The sequence below is a fragment of the Flammeovirga sp. AWQ4_249 genome, from assembly GCF_056161045.1.
This window is the reverse complement of record NZ_JBSWYJ010000012.1, coordinates 70,900-87,909: the sequence shown is the minus strand read 5'-3', so window position 1 is coordinate 87,909 and position 17,010 is coordinate 70,900. Positions and strand designations below refer to the sequence as shown.

The window sequence follows — 17,010 nt, the reverse complement described above, 5'->3', positions numbered from 1 at the left end:
AGATGCTAAAGCAAAAACTTTTAGAGTCTTTAAAAGAAGAAGGGAGAATTGATGTATATGTGAAACATTCTTCATCTGATCATTCAGAGAGTATGATTGATCATCATTACTTGATTGAAGGAGTTGATATTATTTTGGTGGAAGGAATTTTTCTGTTTCAAGAACAATTCACATTTGATTATAGGATTTGGGTAGAATGTAGTTTTGATACTGCTTTTGAGAGAGCTTTACTCAGAAATCAAGAAGGTCAAACAGAAGATCAGCTTAATGAAGATTATTATAATACCTATTTCCCAGCTCAACAAATTCATTTTAAAAAGAATGACCCTAAAAGTAGAGCTGATTTTATCATTTTGAATGATTATCGCTTAGAATAGAAAAAGGAAGAGATATAATGATACCTCTTCCTTTTTCTATTTGAAATTAAATTTCTAATTATACGCCTTCCGCTACTACTTCTTTCACTTGAGGAACCATTCTTTTCAGTAGGTTTTCGATACTCATTTTTAAAGTGAAAGTAGAAGAAGGACAACCAGAACAAGCACCTTGTAATAATACTTTCACAATACCTGATTCTTCATCAAAAGAATGGAATTTGATTGCACCACCATCCATTTCTACAGCTGGCTTGATGTACTCATCTAAAACTCCTTTAATTTTTTTGATTGCTTCTGATTCTTCTGTTTCAATAATCGTCTCAGAAATATTTTCAAAGATTGGCTTTTCAGCTTCGAAATAAGCTAATAAGAATTCTTTGAATTTAGGAATGATTTCAATCCAGTCAGTAGTACCTTCTTTTTTTGTAATTGTAATGAAATTACTCATATAAAAGATACGCTCTACTTCAGCAAAGTTTTCAAAAAGCTCTTTGGCTAATGGAGAAACACTTGCTTCTTCGATACTTGGAAAATCATAGCTTTCACCACCCTTTAATAACATGAAACTCAACATGAATTTCATTGAATTAGGGTTAGGATTAGCCTCTGTATATATTGTTATATTTTGTTTCGGACGTCCTGCTTGTGTTGAATTATCCATCGTGATTGAATTTTTTTTGATAAAATATTTTTTGTGTGTAATCACAATATTTGGCAAAACAAACATTTCACGAATTCTTATCAAAAGAAATAGAGAAAACTAACAGATTTTTCAATCAAAATTAACAAATTGACCTATAAAATAGAGAAATATAGGGTTTTAAGTACATGATTTCTTTATTCTGAAACAAGTTCGTAACTTTGTGAGTGATTACGTGTTATTCATGTATTCGAAAACGAAAACGAAAAATTAAATGATAGAACTACCAGTAATTTCTTCGGAGAAAAAAGAGAAGCCTCAACGTAGACCCGATTGGTTGCGTGTTAAATTACCTATCGGAAAAGAATATGCTAAAGTGCGTAAATTGGTAGATCAGCATAAGTTGAACACTATTTGCCAAAGTGGTAATTGCCCTAACATGGGTGAATGCTGGGGTGAAGGTACAGCAACTTTCATGATTTTAGGAAATATATGTACTCGTGGATGTTCTTTCTGTGCAGTAGCAACAGGTAGACCGACTGAATACGATGCAGAAGAGCCTAAGCGTGTAGCCGATGCCATCCACAAGATGCAAGTGAAGCATGCCGTAATTACTTCTGTAAACAGAGATGAATTAAAAGATAGAGGTGCAGAAATCTGGTACCAAACGGTAGTAGAAACAAAGAAACTTTGTCCTGAAACAACTATTGAAACATTAATCCCTGATACTAGAAAAAACTGGGACGCTTTGTATAGAATGATGGAAGGCGGTCAAGAAGTGATTTCTCACAACATGGAAACTGTGAAAGAACTTTATAGAGCCGTACGTCCTCAAGCTAAATATGATCGTTCTCTTGAGCATATTAAAAGAATTGTAGATGCTGGTCGTCGTGCTAAAACAGGTATTATGCTTGGTTTAGGAGAAACGGACGAAATGGTATTCAGAATTATGGATGACCTTGCAGAAAGAGGTTTACACGTAATGACATTAGGTCAGTACTTACAACCAACTAAGATGCATCATGAGGTAATCGAATATATTCACCCTGATAAATTTGAGTTATTCAAAGAAGAAGGATTGAAAAGAGGTATCAAGTACGTTGAATCAAGCCCATTAGTACGTTCATCTTACCATGCTGAACGTCACGTAAATGTGCCGATTTAATCGATTTTTATAAACTTTTTTAAAATGGCTTTGTTATAGTATTTTTAACAAAGCCATTTTATTTTTCACCTATGCAAAAGTACACAAAACAACAATTAGCTTTAAGGAATGGAAATGACCGAGAAGAGATATGGGTAGCCTTCAAAGGAAAAGTCTATGATATGACCAATTCTAGGTTATGGAGAGATGGACGTCATTATCAACATTGGTCTGGACAGGATCTGACTGAAGAAATGAAAGATGCGCCGCATACCGCTTTTGTATTTGATAAATTTGATCCTATCGGAGAATTAGAAGATTAACCATGAAACAAGTCTCTAGAATCGGAGCACATCTATTTTTATTTGGTGCAGCTTTGATTTATGGTGCCAACTATAATATTGCAAAAATTGCAATGCCTGAATTCATTGCTCCCCGAGCTTTCATTTTGATGAGAGTGGTTGGTGGAGCATTAATGTTTGGGATACTTCATCGATTGATGATCAATGAAAAGATCACAGATAAAGGTGATTTTAAAAAGCTCTTTATTGCTTCAATATTTGGAGCATTTTTCAATCAAATTATCTTTTTTGAAGGCTTATCAAGAACAAGCCCAGTAAATGCAGCTGTGATTATGGTCTCAGCTCCTATTATTGTTTTGATTCTTTCAGCCATTTTCCTCAAAGAAAAACTTACAATCAAGAAAATATTTGGTATTACATTAGGAGTAATTGGTGCTTTAATGATGATAGGATTGCATGGGTTAGAAGTTGGTGCAGGTTCTATTATTGGAGATATATTTATTATTCTTAATGCAACCTCTTACAGTATCTATCTGATTATAATAAAACCTTTAGTTGCAAAGTATCATCCATTTACTATTATGAAATGGGTATTTCTATTTGCAATTCCAATGGTATTACCGTTTAGTTTCTACCAAATTCAAGAGGTGCAATGGACTATATTACCTGGAAATGTCATCTTTTCGATGGTTTATGTTGTCATAGGGACTACGTTTTTAGCCTATTTATTTAATGCACTAGCACTTCAAAAAGTGAATGCCAGTACCACTAGTTTTTATATTTACTTCCAGCCCTTGATTGCGGGATTTATCTCTGTATTTTTTTTTCAGAAGCCATCAAATGGACACAGGTAGTCGCAGCAATTTTTATTTTTACAGGTGTATTTTTAATTTCTAAAAAGAAAGATTAATCAACTAGGACTCCATCTTTTATTTTAATGATACGATCTGCTTTTTTTGCTAATTCAGGGTCATGAGTTACGATAATTAGAGTAGTACCTTTTTCTTTATTTAATTCAAAAAGGAGCTTTTCAACATGTTGACTTGTTTCCTCATCCAAATTTCCCGTTGGCTCATCAGCGAAAAGAATCTTTGGTTTATTCACAAAAGCTCTCGCTAAAGCAACTCTTTGTTGTTCACCTCCTGACAATTGATTGGGATAATGAGTTTCACGTCCTTTTAATCCTACCTCATCAAGAATTTCTTTTGCTTTTGAAGCAGCATTTTTTTCTCCCCTTAATTCAAGTGGAGTTAAGACATTTTCTAATGCAGTTAGAGAAGGTAATAATTGGAAATTTTGGAAGATAAATCCAATTTTTTGATTTCGGATATCTGCTTTTTTATCTTCAGAGAGATGAGTAATATCTATATCATCAAGAATAATTTGTCCTGAAGTAGGTGTATCTAGTCCAGCGGTTAAACCTAATAATGTAGTTTTACCAGAGCCAGAAGTACCAACAATAGCAACGATTTCTCCTTTATTGATTTCAAATGAAACACCTTTGATTACTTCAAGAGGGGAATTACTTGTTTTGAATGATTTTTTGAGTTCTACAACTTTGAGCATAGTATTTTGATTTAGTTGACAAATGCTTCTGCATCACGGACTAATATTAAATTATCAATACAAAAGCGTTTTTCAATTGTTAGTATGTCAGTATCTGGATCTTTTGCAGTTGTATTGATAGAATATTGAAGACCTAATACTTGTCCTAATGGTGAAAGATCTAGAGAAGTCCATTCTTCTAAAGCATAGAAAGATGTGGCCGACCCTTCTAACAATCTTAGGCTAACAAATGTTTCGGTAAGACTTCCATCTTCATTAATACCTCTGACTTCTACATCGTAAAAGTCTCCTGAACCAAAAGCATCCGTAATATCATTATCACCTCTTGCATGTTGTAGAACACCTGGATTATTAGCAAATGAAATACTCATTGGGTATAATAAAGTATCAAAAGTCATTCTAATTGCTTCTTGATCAAGATTCATTCTAGCGATTCCAAACTGATTATTAGAAGGTGTTAATATGTAAGCTCCATAGTTCTCATAATTTGTAGACTCCACGGTTGTAGCCTCATTGATAACTGAGTTTATATTTGAATAGCCAAAATTTGAATAATCTTCATCTTCCGTAGGAGGAGTATTCGGAAAAGTAATACTACCTGACTCAAAAAATCCAGAACCATCCTCTCCTATCCAAAAAGAATTGTTTTCAAGTGTCAAATCTTCAAAAGTAGAAGCAAAATCTACCACGTTAACTATAATTTGAGCATAAGAATCATAATCCTCATTTGAAGCTGAAAAACGTGCGATATGTTGTCCACCTATAGGATAATTAATAGGTGCTGTTTTTAAAGTGTTGGAAACAACAGTACCATCAATCAACCATTCATAAGAACTAGTATCTGCATTAAGCGCTTTAGCTTCATATACCACTTCATCGCCGCTTATTATAATTGCTTGTGCCGAAACGGGGTTTATTTCAGGAGAAACAATTGTAACTTCTAATCTTGGCCCGGTAATTTCATCTACACAACCTACAGAGATAAAAAGTAAAAGTATATATTTTAGATATTTCTTTCGCATGAATAACTTATTTTTTGACATATGGAGGAAGTGGAATTTCTTTTAAAAAAGTATAGGATGCATTTTTAAAATCAATTTGACAAAAATAATGCTGTAAACCATTGGTGATACCAATATAAGGAGCCTTAATGGTCGCATTATAAGCAGCGACTTGCTTAAAAGTCTCATTTGTAAGTTTTACAGTAGGTGCTTTGCATTCAATCAATAAATGTGGAGCTCCACTTCTATCGTATAAAAGAAGATCAGAACGCTTTGCTTTTTTATTTACCTTTAAACCATTTTCAATTCCTATTAACCCTTTGGATACTCCCATTGATAAAAGCATTTGTAAGAATTGCTGCCTTACCCATTCTTCCGGTGTAAGCTGAAGCATTTTTTTTCGTATAGGATCAAAAATGTAAGTCTTTCCATCTTTCTTTTCAAGTCGGACATTATACTTTGGTAAGTTTAAATCTTGCATTGAATCTAATTTAAAGTAAAAATAAAAAGAAAGATCTTATTTTAGAGTAGAATTTTAAAAATGAATAGTTTGCCAGATAAGAAAAAATATTTTTCAGTCGAGAAAGAGTATACTCAAAGTACCTTACCTTCAAAAAAGGATAAATATTATTATTCTTATAGTTATCTATATAAATGGATTAATATGGAAGATAACGAAGGTCAGGTCTATCAGTTGGATGAAAGCTTTTTTTTAAAACTTACGACTATGTTTTTTGAAATAAATCTACCATCTACTCATAGAAAGTTTGAAAGAAAAACGATACAGTCTATTTCTTTACAAAAGAAAAAATTAATTCTTCCTTTATTAGTTGGAGGAATATTAGGCCCATTATCATTGGTAGCAGCTAATCTTGGGAATATCTCAATGTTTACTGGTTTGTCCTTATTTGTAGGTTCATCTCTCTTATTTTATTTTGGATTTATTGGAAATTTTCAACTCCAAGTAAAATTTTTTAACGGAACAGAAAATCAATTCTTTATTGATGTGGAAAGTTCTGATATACAATATTTTATTGATCAAGTGCAAGCAGAAGTATATATGGGAAATAGGAGTAATTCAAGATTTTAAAATTTTAAATTTACATTTATTTGTAGATTATTTTAATAAATAATTTGGATAGTAAGAACTATTCTTCTACTTTTGCATCGCATTTCAGAGAAACGGATTCAAAGATTGTCCGATGGTGTAATTGGCAACACGTCTGATTTTGGTTCAGAAGAGTCCAGGTTCGAGACCTGGTCGGACAACAACCGAATTATTCAGAATCCTTTCTTTGAAAACTGTCCGATGGTGTAATTGGCAACACGTCTGATTTTGGTTCAGAAGAGTCCAGGTTCGAGACCTGGTCGGACAACAAAAAGCCTTATAGTTTTACACTGTAAGGCTTTTTTTTTCCCCGCTATTTCTATATTTGTAATATAGATAGATAAAAAAATTACTAGCATGTTAAAAAGAATTGTAAAATTAGTAACAACACTTGCGTTAACAGTCAGTTTATCAAGTGTTTACGCGCAAGAGACTGCAGGTTCAAGTACTTCTACTAGTACAGCTAAAAAATCAACAACAACTGTTAAGCCAAAACCTGCTAAACCTACAGGTCCGGCTGATGACACATTATTGTCAGGTTACAAATATATGTCAAAAAGAGGTGGTCGTTGGAAAGAATATAGAATGATCAAACAAAATTGGTTAGACCAATATTGGTTGAGAGTAGAAGATTCCCTTCAAACAGCCTATTCAGATGCAATTGATGCACGTAAAGAAACAGTATTAGCTCAACAAGAAGTGAAAGAAATGCAATCACGCCTTGGAGAGAAAGATAGGTTAATTGATTTGGGTGATTACATTAACCTGATGGGAATTGATATGCCTAAGTATTCAGTAATGTATACAGCATTTACAATTGTAGGTGTTTTAGTCATTATTGTTGTAGTACTATTGATTCGTTTTAAATCGAATAATCAAGCGGTAAGCATTATTAAAAAAGATCATGATTCACTACAAGCAGAATTTAATGAGTTCAGAACTAGAGCTCAAGAAAGAGAAATGCAAGTACGTAGAGAATTAGTTACAGAAAGAAATAAAGGTGAAGAATTACAGAAAGAATTAAGCTCTCTTCGTAAAAGAGAGAATAAATTATAGTAGTTTAGTTACCTAAAAAATATATTTAAAGCTCACTTTCCCTCAAAGTGAGCTTTTTTTTTGCATTTTGCAATCTGAAATAAAAGTTCGCCTTTACGAATAGCAGATTAATGATGTTTAGTAATAAATATATAGTTGTATTACTTCTTTTTATAGGTCTAATAAGTTGTCAAGAAAAGCAGGACACTTTAGAGGGACTAGTAGACGCTTCTTCACATGAAAAAGAATTTTATGACAAGCAAATTTCTTTTTTGGATAATGTTATTGCAAAAAAATCTTCAGATGCCACTTTATATTCCAAACGAGGAGTAGCAAAACTTAGAAAAAAAGATTATGCTGGAGCGATGGATGATTTAGAAATCGCAATTAAATTGGATTCTACAAATGGGGAATACTTTTTTTCAATTGCAACAAGTCATTATTTCTTAGGTAATATGAGAGAAGCTATCACTAATGGAAAAAAAGCTTTAGGATTAGGTTTTAGACACCCACAACTAAAAACTTTTATTGGCTCTGCTTATTCTTCACTAAATCAATATGATAGTGCTTTACTATTTTTAGAAAATTCATTAACTGAAGTACCTCAAAATAGTAAAACCTTTTTAGCTCTAGGAAATACTTATTCATTAATGAATAAATATGATCTTGCTATTCCGAACTATCAAAAAGCGATAGATTTTTATCCCTTGGATACAATAGCATATGCAGGCTTAATCGATAGTTATATTATTCTAGGAGACTTAGATAATGCAATTTTAACATATCAGAATGCAAGAGATGCAAGAATTTCTTCAAGTGAATTGAAATATGCTCAAGGTTTAATTCTCAATGAGCAAGATAATTATGATAGTGCAATAGTTGTATTTGCCAAAGTACTTGAAGAAAATCCTACACATTGGAAATCATCCAGACAATTAGGAAAACTTTATAGAAGGAAAAGACAGCCATTAGAAGCAAATAAAGTATTTTTGGAAGGTTTAAAGTTTGATCCTGATCGAAAAGAACTTTGGTATGAATTAGGACTGACGAACCATTATGTACTAAGAAATTATGCAGAAGCAAGAACTAATTATGATAAAGCATTACAATTAGACCCAACTTATCAAGATGCTCGATTAGCTTTACGTAAATTAAGAGCAACATTAAGACAATTATATGCTCCTCCTGTTGAAACGGAAGAAACAACAACAAGCAGTGAGGAGACACAATCATAAAATCTAACTATATTTTCAACGATTCATAAACTAATAGTAAACTATGATTTCAAAAACTTTTGGCAGTTCTGTCTATGGCGTAGATGCTACTTTGATTGAAGTGGAGGTAAATGTACTCAATGGAAAAAATCTTTACGTTGTAGGTCTTCCTGATAGTGCAATCAAAGAAAGTGAACACCGTGTAGAGTCTGCTGTAAAGCATTTTGGCTATGCTATTCCTCGTCAAAAAGTATTGGTAAACCTTGCTCCTGCTGCTGCAAAAAAAGAAGGAGCAGCATTTGATTTGCCTATTGCACTTTCAATTTTACAAGCTTCTGGTCAAATTGGAGCGAGAGACTTTGATCAATATGTAATTCTTGGTGAATTATCATTGGATGGAAACCTTAGACCTATTAAAGGTGCTTTACCTATTGCAATTGAAGCTCGTAAAATGGGGTTCAAAGGTTTTATTTTACCAAAAGAAAATGCAAAAGAAGCCGCTATAGTGAATAATCTAGATGTCATTGGAGTATCTAATTTATTGGAAGCTATAGAATTTATTCAAGGTGATAAAGCGATCCTACCCCTTAAAATTGATACTAGAGAATTATTTACGGATACGCTTGATGAATATGAGGTGGATTTTTCTCAAGTACAAGGGCAGGAAAATATGAAAAGAGCAATGGAAATTGCTGCAGCTGGCGGTCATAATGTGATTATGGTAGGCCCTCCTGGTGCAGGGAAAACGATGCTCGCAAAAAGATTACCCACTATTTTACCATCATTGAGCCTTCCTGAAGCATTAGAAACCACTAAAATTCATTCAGTTGCCGGGAAATTGGGTGCAAATGGACAATTAATTTCAACTCGTCCATTTAGAGCTCCACATCATACTATTAGTGATGCTGCTTTAGTGGGAGGTGGCGGAATTCCACAACCTGGTGAAATTTCTTTATCTCACAATGGTGTTTTGTTTTTGGATGAATTACCAGAATATAAAAGAACAGTTCTGGAAGTAATGCGTCAGCCTTTAGAAGAAAGAAGAGTGACAATCTCTAGGGCAAAAATGTCCGTAGATTTCCCTGCTAATTTTATGCTTATAGCAAGTATGAATCCTTGCCCGTGTGGATATCATAATCATCCAGAAAAGGATTGTTCTTGTCCTCCAGGGGCTGTACAACGTTACTTAAATAAAGTGAGTGGACCATTATTGGACCGAATAGATCTTCATGTTGAAGTAACGCCAGTTTCTTTTGAAGAAATGACAGAAGTAAAACCCGCAGAAAGTAGTGAAGAGATAAGAAAACGTGTACTTGCAGCAAGAGAACTTCAGAAAGAGAGGTTTAAAGAATTTTCAGAAGCAGTACATTGTAATGCAATGATGCCTTCTCAATTGGTGAAAAGAGTTTGTACTTTGGATGCTTTAGGTAAAAACCTATTAAAAGCGGCCATGGATAGATTAGGCCTTTCTGCACGTGCTTATGATCGTATTCTTAAGGTAAGTAGAACGATTGCGGACTTAGCAGAAAGTGAAAATATTAAAGCAGAACATATAGCAGAAGCCATTCAATATAGAAGTTTGGATAGAGAAAGTTGGGCAGAAGGTTAGAAATCTCCTTTTTCTCTTTTGTTTCATTAAATCTTAAAAATTACAGCTATCCAAAAAATCAACTTATATTTGTCTTAGGTTTCTATGTTTATAGAAATAGTACTATCAATAAAGAGATTTAACTTGTGAAAATCATTATCGCAGGTGCTGGAGATGTAGGATTTCATTTAGGAAAACTACTGGCACACGAAGATCACGATATTACCCTTATCGATACCGATGAGGAAAGCTTGAATCATGCGGCTAATCATATTGATGTGGCCACAATCAAGGGTTCATCAACATCATTCGAGACTTTGCAAGATGCAAGAGTTAGTAAATCGGATATGTTAATAGCGGTAACTTCTTCGGAAGAAACCAACCTAATTACCGCTATGGTGGCTAAACGATTAGGTACAAAAAGGACTATTGCTAGAGTAAACAATAGTGAGTATTTGCACAACCGAGATGTTTTAGACATGAGAAGAATGGGTGTGGATGAAATGATTTCACCTCAACTTTTGGCAACAAAAGAGATCAAACGTCTATTAAAAGAGGCTGCAATTACAGATACTTTTGAATTCGAGAAAGGATTATTATCGCTTATTGGTATTACTATCGATGAAGAAAAGCCTCTGTGTGGAAAAACATTAGAGGAAACAGCCTATCTAAATCCTGATTTTAAATTTTTGACGGTTGCCATTTTACGTAATGATGAAACCATCATTCCGAGAGGTAATACAAAATTCCAATTAGGAGACCACGTTTACTATATTGCTAAACCTGAAGGTGTAGAAAGTGTTCTTCAGCTTACAAGGAAAAAACTTTCTAAGAAAATTAAGCGAATTATTATTCTTGGAGGTGGTAAAGTAGGATTTTATGCAGCACGTTCATTGAGTCATAAATATAATGTTGTTTTGATCGAAAAAGATCGTGATAAAGCAATTGAAATGGCTGAAGAATTACCGAATACTTTGGTGATTAATGGTGATGGACGTAATGTGGATTTACTAGAAGAAGAAGGAATTGATACTGCTGATGCTTTTATTGCTGTAACAGGAGATTCTGAAACAAACATCATTACTTCTCTAGTGGCTAAAAAACATGGTGTTCAAAAAACAATTGCATTAGTAGAGAATATGGATTACATCCACTTGTCACAAAACATGGGCGTGGATACTTTGATCAATAAAAAACTAATTGCAGCAAGTTTTATTTTTAGATATATCCGTAGAGGTGAAATTATTTCATTGACCAACGTTCATGGTGTGGACGCAGAAGTATTGGAATTTGTTGTCAATGAAAATTCACCAGTGACGAAAAAGGAATTAAGAGCATTAGGTTTTCCTAAATCTGCTATTATTGGAGGAGCTATTCGTAAAGGAAAAGCTTATATTCCTAAAGGGGACTTCCAATTCGAACCATATGATCGTGTTGTGGTACTTACTCGTCCTGAATGCATCTCAAAAGTCGAAGCCTTTTTCCGTTAATTACTAACAGCAACATGGGAGAACAACTACGACAAAGAAAGAGTCAATTCAATATTGGACTTATTTCAAGAATTATGGGAATCCTTATTATTATCAATGGGGTTTTCATGTTAACCTGCCTTCCCTTTTCTTTTTATTTTGGAGATGGTGACTGGTGGGCATTAATTCAAGCTGGTGGTGTCAGTATTTTAGCAGGAGGACTAACTGTTCTTTATGGAGAACATAGAGGATATAAAAGAGAGATTAAGAAGAAAGATGGATACATCATTGTGACCTTTGGATGGGCTGTAATGGCATTTTTTGGGAGTCTTCCTTATCTCTTTAGTCATGAGGTTCCTTCATTAGCGGATGCTTATTTTGAAACAATTTCTGGTTATTCTACGACAGGAGCATCTATTCTTACAGATATCGAAAGTGTTGGTAAAGGAATTTTATTCTGGAGATCATTAACACAATGGATTGGAGGAATGGGTATTATTGTTTTGGCTGTGGCTGTCCTACCCTTCTTAGGAATTGGCGGAATGCAGTTATTTGTGGCTGAAGCACCAGGTATTTCTCCAGATAAATTACAACCTAGAATCAAAGAAACAGCCAAAAGACTTTGGTGGGTATATGCAGGATTGACTTTAATCGAGCTTGTGTTATTAATGACAGGCGGGATGAGTTTTTATGATGCAATAAATCATGCACTAACAACTATGGCTACAGGTGGTTTTTCTACCTATAATGATAGTGCCGCTTCAATGACGCCTTATATCCAATATATATTGATCTTCTTCATGATTTTGGCGGGTACAAACTTTACTCTGAATTATTTTCTATTCAAAAGAATGTTTAAGTCTATCTGGACTAATGAAGAGTATCGTTATTATATCATTATTATCTTTGGAGCATCATTAGCAATTGGTAGTGTTGTTGCTTTTACAACAGATTTAGGTGTCGAAAAATCCTTTAGAGATGCTTTATTCCAGGTCGTTTCTATCATAACAACTACCGGATATGTTTCAGCGGATTATACTGCTTGGGCTCCTTTTGCTACCATGATCATCTTTATTTTGATGTTTTGTGGAGGTATGGCAGGGTCAACTGCAGGTGGAGTAAAGATCGTTCGTCATATCATTTTATTTAAAAATACATTTTTAGAATTAAAAAGACAGTTACACCCTACGGCAATTATTCCAGTAAGATTTAATAATAAAGCGATCAAAGAAGGGATTACTTTCAATGTTCTTGCATTTATTATGGCCTATTTATTAATTTATGGCCTTGGAATTTTAGTCTTATCTGCATTAGGTGTAGATTTAATGTCATCTCTAGGAGCAGTAGCCACTTCAATTGGTAATATTGGCCCTGGTATTGGTTCTGTTGGACCTGTCGACAACTTTGCACACCTTCCAGATGCTGTAAAATGGGTATTATCTTTCTTAATGTTGTTAGGAAGGTTAGAATTGTTTACAGTAATGATTATCTTCACACCATATTTCTGGAGTAGATTCTAGCAACATATACAATTTTTTTATCATACAACGTGGAGTTTGAAGTAGTGAAAGAAAATAAAAAGAAAATAAGTTTATCCGCCATTTACGGCGTAGCTATATTAGTCATTATAATTGATCAAATCAGTAAGATTCTTGTCCATAACTACATGGAAATGGGAACCTTGGGAGAGGTTCATGTCTTGGGTGATTGGTTCCGTTTACATTACTTATTAAACCCGGGAATGGCATTTGGAATGCAATTCGGAAATGAATATGGCAAGTTACTATTGACATTATTCAGAATTATAGCTTCAGGAGGTATTGTTTACGCAATTTATAGTTTATACAAGAAACCCACTCATCCTGGATTCTTGATTTGTATCGCAATGATATTAGGAGGTGCTATTGGTAATGCAATTGATAGTATTTTCTATGGCGTATTGATTGAAGGAAATGCAATTCCAGGATCATCGACACCTTGGTTTCATGGTCAGGTAATTGACATGTTATATTTCCCGATGGTAGAAGGAAATTTCCCCTCTTGGTTACCGATGGTAGGTGGAGATCATTTCTTATTTTTCAGCCCTGTATTTAATATTGCGGATTCAGCAATTTTCCTAGGAGTTGTTTTCATATTGATTTTTCAGAATACATTTACAGAGTTTGAGAAAGCTCATGAAGAAGATTCAGTAGTAGAGAGTAACTAATTAGGTTACATATATATGAAAAGAGCAGTAATATACAATTACTGCTCTTTTTTTATGTACTATTTTTTATGTTTAATATTGATCTAATTTTGATGGAAGTCACCTTTTGATTTGGTATTAATAATAGCGGTCATTGTAAGAAAGTGACGTAAGTCATCGGTGAAAAGAGACTTTTGAAAAAAGCAAGTTTCATTAAATTTTATTGTTTTTTATTTACTGTTGCTAACTAAAATACTTATAAAAAATCTAAATTACCCTGCTACATTTGAAGTGTAATCAAAGAGAAATTGATACAATCATCTACTTTATAATAAAGAGATAAACACCTAACAGTTAATTAATTATCTAATTTTATACATCAGGAAAATGAAAAAATCATTACTTATTTTATTCCTTTCAATTTTCGCTTCATTAACATCAATAGCACAAACGAAAAATTATTCAGCGGACAATAGTACAATTAAAATTGAAGGAACATCTTCTCTTCATGATTGGCACTGTGATGTCAAAGAAATTTCAGGAAATGCAGATGTTACATTAGATGGAAATAAGGTGACTGGAGTGAATGCTTTAGGTCTAACATTTATTGTTAAAGGTATTAATTCAGGAAAAAGTGCAATGGATAAAAATATTTATTCTGCATTAAATGAAAAGAAATTTCCAAACATAACATTCAAAGCTTCTTCAGCTACAGTAGCAGCAGATGGTACAGTGACAGCAAAAGGTCAATTGACTATCGCGGGTACAACAAAAGATGTGACTTTAGTAGCTAAATCAACTGTTTCAGGTGGAATAGTGACTTTCGAGGGTAAAACAACTTTCAATATGTCATCTTACAATGTAGAGCCTCCAACAGCAATGTTCGGGACGATTACAACGGGGGATGAAGTATCTATCGTGTACAAAGCCTCTTTCAACTAAGATATTTTCAAGAGGAATTAGAGATTTGCTACCTCTAATTCCTCTTGAGAACTTACCTAATTTATTATCATCATATATTGTTACTTTCTTACAAATGAAAAATTTATACTAAATTTCAATTGCTTTACTTCTTACAATTTTCTCATTCAATGCATTTGCTCAGAGTGATCATGGTATCTTTAACAGAGACATGCAGTACTACCGCTATAATGATCAACGCGGATTGAATGTATTCGAAACATCAAAAATTGATACTGTAGGATTTGACGGAATTAAAGTACGTATTGGTGCAGATTTCGCACTTCAAATGCAAAGTTTGAGTCAAAGTAATAACTTAAACAACTTACCGGAGTTACATACAAACTTCAACTTACCTACAGCGAATTTGAACATCGATGCTCAATTAGCAGATGGTGTGAGAGTTAACTTAAACACATACCTTTCATCTCGTCACCATAATGATACTTGGGTAATGGGTGGTTACTTACAAATTGATAATTTGAACTTCTTAGGTCTTGACAACCAAATGTTAGACAACGTTATGGATGTTGTGACTATTAAAGTAGGTCAAATGGAAGTAAACTACGGTGATCAACATTTCCGTCGTACAAATAATGCTTACACTATGGGTAATGCATTTATTGGTAACACAATCATGGATGCATTCGCAACTGAGATGGCAATGGAATTTTATGCTCAGAAAAATGGATTCATTGGTATGTTCGGTATGTCAAATGGTGCTTTAAACCAATCAGTAACTTCTACAGGTAACTGGTCAGTATACGGTAAACTAGGTGTAGACAAACAAGTAAATGATGAGTTAAGAGTTCGTGTTACAGGTTCAGTTTATCACAACTCAAACTTGAATAACTCAAACCTTTATGCAGGTGATCGAGCTGGTTCAAGATTCTACAATGTGATGTCTCCAGAAGGTGATGACTTCAGATCAGGTCGTGTGAATCCTAATTTCACACACAATATCGATGCGGTTATGGCCAACACATTTATCAAATACCATGGTTTAGAGTTCTTTGGTACTTATGAAAACTCAAGAGGTTTATCAGATGTAGAATATAACTCAGGTTATGATAACAGAGTTTGGGAACAATTATCAGGTGAATTAATCTACCGTTTCGGTGGTAAGGAGCAATTCAATGTTGGTGGTCGTTACAACACAGCTTGGGGTACTAATGCAGCTGAATATGGAACTGACGGTGCTTTAATCATCGGAGAACAAGATGTTCGTCAAAATCGTTACGAAATTTCTGCAGGATGGTTTATGACAAAAAATGTTTCAATCAAAGCTTCATATGTTAAGCAAACATACCTTGACTATGAGCCTTATGAAAACACAATCTCACCTAACTCAACTTATGCAGGTGGTGAATTTGATGGTTTCATGTTAGAAGCAGCAATCGGATTCTAATCTAAAGAATAGATATAAAAACAAAAGGTCAGTTCCTGAAAAGAACTGACCTTTTTGTATTATTCTTCATAAGCACCTGAAGAATAGGTAAGCTCATAACTATGTGTATAAATTTCGAATACAACACCAAATGGATCTTCAACATAAACCATTTTATAAGGTTTTGAATCTGGGTAATATTCACGGATAGGCATTCTTTGTTTTCCTCCTGCCTCTACAATTTTTTGAGTCAGTTCTTCAATATTTGGATCTTGAACACAGAAATGGAATAAACCAGCATTGAATGGATTAAAGGCAGGTTTTTCAGCTTTTGTAGTTGGGAAAGAGAATAACTCAATACCAATTCCATCTGAAGTTGACATGTGTGCAATTTTGAATGATCCCCAACCTGAACCAAATACGTCTATACACATTTGACCAATCGCTGTTTCATTTTCTTCTTTCACATCAGAAGGTTGCATAATGACATACCAACCCATTACATTTTCATAAAATTCTACTGCTTTGTGTATATCAGGAACTGTAATACCAATGTGGGAAAAAGATCTTGGGTAACTTTGTTTTTTACTCATGTTATTTTGATTTATTTTGCACAATATTAAAGATAAGTAATCTGTATATCAATATCTTACAAATTAGTTCTACAGTTACCAAAAGGTTAGAATTACTGATTTTAAGTCAATTAAAAATTCAATGATTAATAAAAATTATGAATGTTCACTCCATCTGACAATGGATTTTATAGGAAGTAAATGGAAGCTGTTAGTTCTTTTTCATTTATTAGAAGGAAAAATGCGTTCTGGAGAGTTACAAAAAACTATACCTGAGATCTCAAATAAAATGTTTGCTCAAACAGTTAGAGAATTAGAAGAGTGCCAGTTGATTAAAAGAACAGTATTTCCAGAAGTTCCACCAAAGGTAGAAAATGAACTGACAGAATTAGGTTTATCCTTAAAAGGAATCTTAGAATTGATGGATAATTGGGGTAAGAATTATTTAGAGAAAAAGTAAAT

At 33.7% G+C, this 17,010-nt stretch carries 19 protein-coding genes and 2 tRNA genes; 16 read left to right on the top strand and 5 right to left on the bottom strand.

The annotated features are described in order from the left end of the window. The first annotated feature begins 2 nt into the window (after window positions 1-2). Window positions 3-377 (top strand): uridine kinase family protein, encoded by a 375-nt coding sequence (locus ACXAHM_RS11480; RefSeq protein WP_474960582.1) that lies wholly within the window; start codon window positions 3-5, stop codon window positions 375-377. A gap of 58 nt (window positions 378-435) precedes the next feature. Here the strand turns inward: ACXAHM_RS11480 and ACXAHM_RS11475 are convergent, their stop codons facing one another. Further along, the gene (locus ACXAHM_RS11475; RefSeq protein ID WP_474960581.1) at window positions 436-1,038 is read right to left on the bottom strand and encodes a NifU family protein; all 603 of its coding nucleotides are present in this window, start codon (window positions 1,036-1,038) and stop codon (window positions 436-438) included. A gap of 253 nt (window positions 1,039-1,291) precedes the next feature. Between ACXAHM_RS11475 and lipA the strand changes: the two genes are divergently transcribed. The 3 genes from lipA (at window position 1,292) to ACXAHM_RS11460 (ending at window position 3,317) form a co-directional block, all read left to right on the top strand. Further along, window positions 1,292-2,182, top strand: a complete 891-nt coding sequence (gene lipA / locus ACXAHM_RS11470) for a lipoyl synthase (protein ID WP_474960580.1) — start codon at window positions 1,292-1,294, stop codon at window positions 2,180-2,182. 71 nt (window positions 2,183-2,253) lie between these two features. Next, a complete protein-coding gene (locus tag ACXAHM_RS11465) occupies window positions 2,254-2,484 on the top strand; it encodes a cytochrome b5 domain-containing protein (RefSeq protein WP_474960579.1) in 231 nt (76 codons plus the stop codon). Between the two features lie 2 nt (window positions 2,485-2,486). After that, complete coding sequence (locus tag ACXAHM_RS11460; RefSeq protein ID WP_474960578.1) at window positions 2,487-3,317, top strand: DMT family transporter; 831 nt, start codon at window positions 2,487-2,489, stop codon at window positions 3,315-3,317. Window positions 3,318-3,369: 52 nt separating this feature from the next. On the opposite strand, the gene ACXAHM_RS11455 is transcribed toward ACXAHM_RS11460, so the two are convergent. The 3 genes from ACXAHM_RS11455 to ACXAHM_RS11445 are packed head-to-tail and all read right to left on the bottom strand — an operon-like array spanning window position 3,370 to window position 5,511. After that, window positions 3,370-4,029, bottom strand: a complete 660-nt coding sequence (locus ACXAHM_RS11455) for an ABC transporter ATP-binding protein (protein WP_474960577.1) — start codon at window positions 4,027-4,029, stop codon at window positions 3,370-3,372. An 11-nt stretch (window positions 4,030-4,040) separates the two neighbouring features. Beyond that, window positions 4,041-5,051, bottom strand: coding sequence for a DUF4465 domain-containing protein (locus ACXAHM_RS11450; RefSeq protein WP_474960576.1), 1,011 nt, complete (start codon window positions 5,049-5,051; stop codon window positions 4,041-4,043). A 7-nt stretch (window positions 5,052-5,058) separates the two neighbouring features. Next, entirely contained in the window at window positions 5,059-5,511 is a 453-nt protein-coding gene (locus ACXAHM_RS11445; protein ID WP_474960575.1) for a type I restriction enzyme HsdR N-terminal domain-containing protein, read from the bottom strand. Between the two features lie 60 nt (window positions 5,512-5,571). On the opposite strand from ACXAHM_RS11445, the gene ACXAHM_RS11440 reads away from it, so the two are divergent. The 11 genes from ACXAHM_RS11440 to ACXAHM_RS11390 all read left to right on the top strand — a co-directional run bounded on the left by ACXAHM_RS11440 (window position 5,572) and on the right by ACXAHM_RS11390 (window position 15,997). Further along, a complete protein-coding gene (locus ACXAHM_RS11440; RefSeq protein WP_474960574.1) occupies window positions 5,572-6,120 on the top strand; it encodes a hypothetical protein in 549 nt (182 codons plus the stop codon). A gap of 106 nt (window positions 6,121-6,226) precedes the next feature. After that, a tRNA-Gln gene (locus ACXAHM_RS11435) sits at window positions 6,227-6,299 on the top strand. Between the two features lie 34 nt (window positions 6,300-6,333). Further along, window positions 6,334-6,406, top strand: a tRNA-Gln gene (locus ACXAHM_RS11430). Between the two features lie 89 nt (window positions 6,407-6,495). Then, complete coding sequence (locus tag ACXAHM_RS11425) at window positions 6,496-7,194, top strand: hypothetical protein (protein ID WP_474960573.1); 699 nt, start codon at window positions 6,496-6,498, stop codon at window positions 7,192-7,194. A gap of 110 nt (window positions 7,195-7,304) precedes the next feature. Next, window positions 7,305-8,408: a tetratricopeptide repeat protein gene (locus tag ACXAHM_RS11420; RefSeq protein ID WP_474960572.1), complete on the top strand. Its 1,104-nt coding sequence runs from the start codon at window positions 7,305-7,307 to the stop codon at window positions 8,406-8,408. Between the two features lie 43 nt (window positions 8,409-8,451). Further along, complete coding sequence (locus ACXAHM_RS11415; protein ID WP_474960571.1) at window positions 8,452-9,996, top strand: YifB family Mg chelatase-like AAA ATPase; 1,545 nt, start codon at window positions 8,452-8,454, stop codon at window positions 9,994-9,996. Window positions 9,997-10,121: 125 nt separating this feature from the next. Next, window positions 10,122-11,465, top strand: coding sequence for a Trk system potassium transporter TrkA (gene trkA / locus ACXAHM_RS11410; protein WP_474960570.1), 1,344 nt, complete (start codon window positions 10,122-10,124; stop codon window positions 11,463-11,465). 14 nt (window positions 11,466-11,479) lie between these two features. After that, window positions 11,480-12,964: a TrkH family potassium uptake protein gene (locus ACXAHM_RS11405; RefSeq protein ID WP_474960569.1), complete on the top strand. Its 1,485-nt coding sequence runs from the start codon at window positions 11,480-11,482 to the stop codon at window positions 12,962-12,964. Between the two features lie 29 nt (window positions 12,965-12,993). Continuing rightward, window positions 12,994-13,650, top strand: a complete 657-nt coding sequence (locus ACXAHM_RS11400; RefSeq protein ID WP_474960568.1) for a lipoprotein signal peptidase — start codon at window positions 12,994-12,996, stop codon at window positions 13,648-13,650. A gap of 366 nt (window positions 13,651-14,016) precedes the next feature. Then, complete coding sequence (locus tag ACXAHM_RS11395; protein WP_474960567.1) at window positions 14,017-14,571, top strand: YceI family protein; 555 nt, start codon at window positions 14,017-14,019, stop codon at window positions 14,569-14,571. Window positions 14,572-14,761: 190 nt separating this feature from the next. Then, on the top strand, window positions 14,762-15,997 hold the full coding sequence (locus ACXAHM_RS11390) for a hypothetical protein (RefSeq protein ID WP_474960566.1): 1,236 nt from the start codon (window positions 14,762-14,764) through the stop codon (window positions 15,995-15,997). A gap of 59 nt (window positions 15,998-16,056) precedes the next feature. Here ACXAHM_RS11390 and ACXAHM_RS11385 read toward each other — a convergent pair whose 3' ends face one another. Next, a complete protein-coding gene (locus ACXAHM_RS11385; protein ID WP_474960565.1) occupies window positions 16,057-16,569 on the bottom strand; it encodes a lactoylglutathione lyase family protein in 513 nt (170 codons plus the stop codon). A gap of 160 nt (window positions 16,570-16,729) precedes the next feature. Between ACXAHM_RS11385 and ACXAHM_RS11380 the strand changes: the two genes are divergently transcribed. Further along, the gene (locus ACXAHM_RS11380) at window positions 16,730-17,008 is read left to right on the top strand and encodes a winged helix-turn-helix transcriptional regulator (RefSeq protein WP_474960564.1); all 279 of its coding nucleotides are present in this window, start codon (window positions 16,730-16,732) and stop codon (window positions 17,006-17,008) included. The last annotated feature ends 2 nt before the right edge of the window (window positions 17,009-17,010 follow it).